Annotated in this window: 5 protein-coding genes and 1 pseudogene; 2 read left to right on the top strand and 4 right to left on the bottom strand. The window is 69.7% G+C overall.

Translation table 11 applies throughout. From position 1 onward, the window contains the following. Window positions 1-570: 570 nt before the first annotated feature. The gene (locus tag BL253_RS35930; protein ID WP_241835445.1) at window positions 571-1,107 is read left to right on the top strand and encodes a hypothetical protein; all 537 of its coding nucleotides are present in this window, start codon (window positions 571-573) and stop codon (window positions 1,105-1,107) included. On the opposite strand, the gene BL253_RS35935 is transcribed toward BL253_RS35930, so the two are convergent. From BL253_RS35935 to BL253_RS42625, 3 genes are all read right to left on the bottom strand, one after another. Continuing rightward, window positions 1,085-1,495: a phosphoketolase family protein gene (locus BL253_RS35935; RefSeq protein WP_338013776.1), complete on the bottom strand. Its 411-nt coding sequence runs from the start codon at window positions 1,493-1,495 to the stop codon at window positions 1,085-1,087. The two genes, BL253_RS35930 and BL253_RS35935, sit on opposite strands and share 23 nt — an antisense overlap. Window positions 1,496-2,239: 744 nt before the next feature. Next, on the bottom strand, window positions 2,240-3,277 hold the full coding sequence (locus BL253_RS35940) for an Acg family FMN-binding oxidoreductase (RefSeq protein ID WP_076822305.1): 1,038 nt from the start codon (window positions 3,275-3,277) through the stop codon (window positions 2,240-2,242). A 41-nt stretch (window positions 3,278-3,318) separates the two neighbouring features. Continuing rightward, on the bottom strand, window positions 3,319-3,516 hold the full coding sequence (locus tag BL253_RS42625) for a DUF294 nucleotidyltransferase-like/CBS domain-containing protein (RefSeq protein WP_076822293.1): 198 nt from the start codon (window positions 3,514-3,516) through the stop codon (window positions 3,319-3,321). Between the two features lie 561 nt (window positions 3,517-4,077). Here BL253_RS42625 and BL253_RS35950 point away from each other — a divergent pair. Continuing rightward, a complete protein-coding gene (locus BL253_RS35950; protein WP_076822307.1) occupies window positions 4,078-5,739 on the top strand; it encodes a sensor histidine kinase in 1,662 nt (553 codons plus the stop codon). Between the two features lie 29 nt (window positions 5,740-5,768). On the opposite strand, the pseudogene BL253_RS35955 reads toward BL253_RS35950, so the two are convergent. Beyond that, window positions 5,769-6,000, bottom strand: a pseudogene (locus BL253_RS35955) (IS701 family transposase); the annotation flags it as partial.

Consider the following 6,000-nt stretch of genomic DNA (forward strand, 5'->3'; position numbering starts at 1 on the left):
CGACCGGTGGCGTCCGGATCGGCTCCAGAGCAACGGGCGCAGCCGCTCCTGTGCCTGCCATCTTGATCGTGCATCAAAGAGGCGGCGCCGCGAATACACCTATCCGCCCACACTGTCGACCCTTTCGGCCCGCCTCGACAGGACACAATTCCTGCCGGGTTGTTTTCGGGTACCGGATCAGGTACAGGGCGCTGCCAGACGGCGGCGCCCCGTTGACTGGGTCCCGGGGCGACCTCGGGTCCGGGCATGATCGTGACAGTGCCGGGGGAGGCGGGCACCCGCGGTTGAAGCAGCAGGCGGCCAGCCCCGGGCCGCTTGTTCGGCCCCGCGGCGCCAGCGAGAGCGCCGCCTCGGCGTGACGCCCGACAATCGGCAGTCGGGTCTGATGTCCCAGACGTGGCAGGCCATCGGACGGTCGGGGTGGGGCCGGTCGCACCTGATCAACAGATGCGTCCCGCGAGAACCTGTCTTACATCGATTTCGACGACTCCGATGATATCCAAGGGATGGGACGAGATGCGTCGCAGAACATTTGATTTTCTGTTGTCGACGGGCGGACTCGTCGTCGCGGTGGTGCTGTTCATCGCGGGAGGGCTGCTGCTGTGGGGCCACAGCTTCGCCAACGACAACGTTCGGAACCAGCTGTCCGCGGAGAAAATCTACTTTCCGCCGAAGGGCAGCGAGGCGTTGGCGGATCCGCAGATCGGTCCCTATCTGGACAAGTACGCCGGCCAGCAGCTGCTGACGGGCCCGCAGGCCGAGGCCTATGCCGACCATTTCATCAAGGTGCACCTGTCCGAGATCGCGGGCGGTCAGACTTACGCGCAGGTCAGCGCCAAGGCGCAGGCCGACCCTGAGAACGCGCAGCTCGCGGCCCAGGTGCAGACCCTGTTCCGTGGGGAGACGCTGCGGGGCCTGCTGCTGGAGGCCTACGGCTTCTGGAAGCTCGGCCAGATCGCCCTCATCGCGGCGATCTCCAGTTTCGTGCTCGGCGGTGTGATGCTGCTGCTGACGGGTCTCGGGCTGCTGCACCTGCGGCGCACTGGCCCGGCCGAGGAACTCACCATTGGCCACGAGCGCGCGCTCAGCACGGAGGCCGCGTCCTGAGCCGAGATGACGGTGTCCTGCGCCTGCATTCGGCCCCGCGCGTGAAGCGACAGCGGCTTCGCGCACGGGGCCGAATGCCCTTGATGCCGGCATCCAGGTCCGGTCGTAGCAGGGCCATCAGGTCGATGACGTTGACGACACGGACGGCGAGGCTGGGCACGAACTGGGCCGGCAACTCGGCGGCGGCGAGGATCTCGACGGTGGGTGCGTCGCCGATGCCGACGAGAACAACGTCGGTATCCCGCCCCAGGCTGACTTCGGTCCCTGCCCAGTCCCAGACGGAACCGCCGCGTGCGGCGTGTTCGGCGGCTTCGTCGGCGGTCAGGTGGTGCAGCTGGGTTGCTTGTCGGCGACGAGCAGGTTCACGTGATTGCGGCTGCGCAGGCAGTGGTCGGCACGGACAGCAGGGTGTTGGCGTCGGGTGGCCTCCAACGAGCGTCCGGAGGCCGGCGCTTCAGGTAGCGGTGGTCGGCGCGGCGTGGCACACCCGAGATGCCAGACGGCGCTTCCAGGCGCTCGACCCACGGCTCACGGTAGATCCCCGGCCGGCCCGCGGCGGACGGGCCGACCAGACCTCCCCCGGCATGGGGCCGATGGGCCGAAGCGCCTGTCCAAGCGGCCCGCGCAGCCCCTGATCCGTAAGCCGTGGCCGCACGATGCTAAGAGCCATCAACCCAGGGAGGTCGAAGGCAATGACAACCATCAAGGAATCCAGCGTCAAGGCCGGGACGCGGACGGGCTCGGTCGTTCCGCGCCTACCTGATCTGAACGTCCAGACCCCATCAGCGAGACAAGCAGCGACCGAACTGACACCAGCCACCCTGACCTCACCAACACGCTCACGCGGCGGCCGGGGCGCGTCACAGGACGCGCCCCGGCCGCTTTGCGCGCCGCCGTGGAAAGCCGCCGCCGGCAGGGATGAACGCTCCCGCTGAGACCGCCGCGGAGTAGGCCTTGGCGCTTTCTGACTGCCCGCGATGCGCAAACGGTGCGGCGAGCGACCTGTGGTCGCTCGCCGCACCGTTTGCTTGGGCGTCCCCCGTCGACACCCGTTACCCCGGCCCTCAGCACGTGGCGGATCGAGCGTCGAGAACCGCACCCGCATACGGCCGCGGTTTTGGACGCTGTCGTCTCAGTCGTCGGTGAGGTGCTCCAGGACGTCCGAGACCGGACGGCGCCGGGTGACCGCCCGCGGGCGAGCGGACGTGTCGGGGTAGCCGACACGGATGATCATCTGGGCGAGGCCGGTGGCTCCGGTTAGCGCGTGGACCAGCGAGCGGGTCGCCTCGATGTCGAGGGCCTGGCCGAGAGGCGAGGTCGCCAGTCCCTCGGTCGTGGCGGCCAGCAGCACGCGGCTGAGCGCCCGACCGGCGCGCAGCCGGTCCGCGGGGCCGTCCCCGTCGGTGCCCAGTACGAGCACACCAGGGTGCTCGACCTGGGCGGTGCGCATCCGTTCGCCGGCCTCGTCGGCGTTCACCGGCTCGCCGCCGGTTCCACCGGTGAAGTCGCGGGTGGCGAACTCGGTGGGCCGCGGCTCGGCGCTCGACAGGGCCGCCGGACGGGGGATGCCGTCGGTGGCCTGAGGGTCGTCGCGGATCCAGGAGGCAAGCTCGGCCTGGTAGTCAGGGTCGTTGCGTTCGATCCAGTCCGCCCTGGCCAGCAGCACCGCCAGCTCGATACGGGCGTCCTCGCTGGTCAGGAACGCGAGCCAGGCCTCCTCTGTCTCGGCTGCGTGGCGCAGTGCCCGCACCTTCTCGACGGGCACCTCCGCGGTGGTGAGCGGGCGGCGATCGGTGTGCCGGTTGGTGATCGCGTCGGCCAGCCGGGTTTCGTCATCGGTCGGCGGCCGGTTACCGACGATCGTGAGGGTGGCGAGCCGGCCGGTGACGAGGTCGTGGCCGTCGGGGAACTCGCCCACCTCGACGTCGAAGCCGGCCGAGCGCAGCGACAGCCAGCCGTTGAACAGTGCGGCGCCGCAGCTGATCAGGAGCTGGCGGTGGTCGTGGTCGATGACGGGCACGGCCCGGGACAGGTCGGCGAACAGCTCCAGCGTCTCGCCCCGGAACCGCCATCGCCACGGCTGGGTGTTGTGGATGGATGGCGCCAGGCTCGCGGCCTCGACTRCCGCGTACACCTGCTCGATCGAGAACGTCGCGCCGCGTGTGACCATGGTCGTCTCCTCGTCCCGCTGCCGCCCACCGAACGTCATCGTCAGCCGGCCTGGACCATCAGTTCCCAGGCCAGAAGCGCGTCGTCGTCGGGGGTGGTGACCAGCACCCGGGTCGACATCACAGTGTTCACCGGCAGATCCGCCACGTCCGAGGCTGGCTGGGGGCCTTCAGGGCCGGGGCGCCGCGCGGCCTGGGGCTCGCGGAGGTCGTGGTCTTCGGGATTGGTCTGGCTTGTCACCGTGCCTCCCAAACTTGCCGGCGGGTCGCCGTGTCTCCATCGTGCGGCTCGGGTGCCGCCGCGTCCTCGGGCGAAGCCGCCGATGAGACGGGGTCGTTCGGACCTCCTCCGCCGGACATTCGGCAGGAGAGCCTCACGGCTGTTACGCCTGCGTGGAGACGAGGCGTCCTATCGACCCTGGTGCCACGCGGTGGCGTCCGGCGACAGTCGGATGAGCCCTGCGAGTCGGACCCAACGGCCCTGTCACCGGCTCATCTCACGACGTGATCCTGAACCTGTCGCTCGCCCGGCCACCGAGAACGGGATCGGCGTCTTGCGCGCAACTCTGCCATTTCGGCAGGTTCCTCACCTGCACGTAACGGTAGATTCCCAAAGGGGGTTGATCGACTTGACATGCGATCCGCCCTCACTCGACGTGATAGCTACCGAGAGACCTGAAACGGGAGGGTCTGCTGGCTTCGGCTCGGTTATCCTGCGGCCGTGGACACGTTGCGCCAGGCTGACAACCGGCCCGAGCCGCAGGAAGGCGAGTGTCCGCCGCAGTCGTCCGACGATGACCTGATGTTTCCGACCGTCGCTCGCCTCGAGCTGGACGAGCTGCTCACCCAGCTGGTGGAGCGTGCCCAGGACGTGCTGGCCACGCAGGGCCGGCTTCGCGGCCTGTTGCGCGCCAACCGGATGGTCACCGCCGACCTGCGGCTGCCGACGCTGCTGCGGCTGGTGGTCGAGGCCGCCTGCCAGCTCCTCGACGCCCGCTATGGTGCCTTGGGAGTGGTGGCGCCGGATCGCACCCTCGAGGAGTTCGTCCACGTCGGGATGGACCCCGACGTCGTCGCGCGGATCGGACACCTGCCGACGGGCCGAGGTGTCCTGGGCGTTCTGATCGACGACCCGCAGCCCCGCCGGGTCGATGACATCTCCCGCGATCGGAACGCCGTCGGCTTCCCACCCGGGCACCCGCCGATGCAGACGTTTCTCGGCGTGCCCATCACCGTGCGGGGCGAGGTCTTCGGAAACCTCTATCTGACCGAGAAACGCGACGGCCGGGCGTTCTCCGCCGAGGACGAGGAACTGGCGCTCGCCCTGGCGGCCACTGTCGGCGTCGCGATCGACAACGCCCGACTGTTCGACGAGGCGCAGCATCGCCACCAGTGGATGAGCGCGTCGGCCGAGGTGACGCACGAGCTCATGGCGTCCCCGGCAGACCCGATCGCTCTGGTCGTCGAACGGGCGCGAACCACCGCGCGGGCCGACTACGCGGCCATGGTCGTACGCGGTCGCGACACCGCCACGGCGACCGTGGAGGTCGCCGCCGGAGCGGACACCGCTGGGAACGCGATTCCTCTCGACGGCAGCCTGGCGGGGCGAGCGTTCGCCGGCCAGCGACCCGTGCTCACGGGCGACGCCCCCACGGACGCCTGTGAACAGGAGCGCGGACCCGAGACCGGGTGCCTCATCGCCGTGCCGCTGCGGGCCAGCACGGATGCTGACCGCCGCGTCCTGCTGTTGGGGCGCGCCGGCGGGCGTCAACCGTTCAGGGCCGCCGACGTAGACCTGGCATCGAGTTTCGCCGGCCACGTGGCCGTCGCTCTTGAGCTCGCCCGCTCCGTCTCCGAGCGAGAACGGCTCGTCGTGCTCGCCGACCGCGGCCGGATCGCCCGCGACCTGCACGACCACGTCATCCAGCGCATGTTCGCGGTCGCACTGGGAATCCAGGACGTCGCCCAGTACGAGCAGACCGCGAACGCGGACCGCCTCAACGGCTTCGTCGAGGACATCGACGCGACGATCAAGGACATCCGTCGGTCGATCTTCGAGCTGCGGGGCAGCGCACAGCTGGGCCGGGGGACTCTCCGGGCAGCGTTCGAGAAGATCGCCGCCGACAGTGAGACGGGACTCGGCTTCGTCCCGGTTGTGACCTGCGCCGGCCCGCTCGACACCGTCGTCAGTGACACGCTGGCCGCCGACGTGCTCGCCGTGGTCCGGGAGGCGGTATCCAACGCGGCCCGGCACTCCCGTGCGACCACGATGCGGATCGACGTCCGGCTCGAGGACGACGCCGTCGTCGTCGAGGCCGAAGACGACGGCGTGGGAATCGGGAACGCGACTCGCAGCAGCGGGCTGACCAACCTGCGCGAACGTGCCGAATCGCTGGGCGGGACGTTCGCGCTGGCAGTTCCCGCGGGAGGTGGCACCCAGCTGCGCTGGAGCGCCCCGATCTAGTACGGCAGCAACAGTGATCGCCGGTGGTCTCAGGCCGGCGCGGCGGCCGGCTGCGCGGCGCGGATGCGCCGCCGGTAGTGGTAGTAGCGCGCCATCGCCTGGTGGCGGCGGCGCCAGGTCGACCACCACAGAACGACAGCCGGTGGCATCGCGACCTCGCGGAGCAGCCCGAAGATGTGACGGATCTCGTTGAGCGTGAACGGAATCATCGTGTTCCTGTCCGGTCTGACTGGTTCGCTGATCGGAATTCCGTGGGGGAGA

The sequence above is a fragment of the Pseudofrankia asymbiotica genome (assembly GCF_001983105.1).
Classification (GTDB): Bacteria; Actinomycetota; Actinomycetes; order Frankiales; family Frankiaceae; genus Pseudofrankia; species Pseudofrankia asymbiotica.

Coding starts and splice junctions, on each gene's coding strand:
- BL253_RS35950 (WP_076822307.1), top strand. CDS start 4,078: ATGTTTCCGACCGTCGCTCGCCTCGAGCTGGACGAGCTGCTCACCCAG.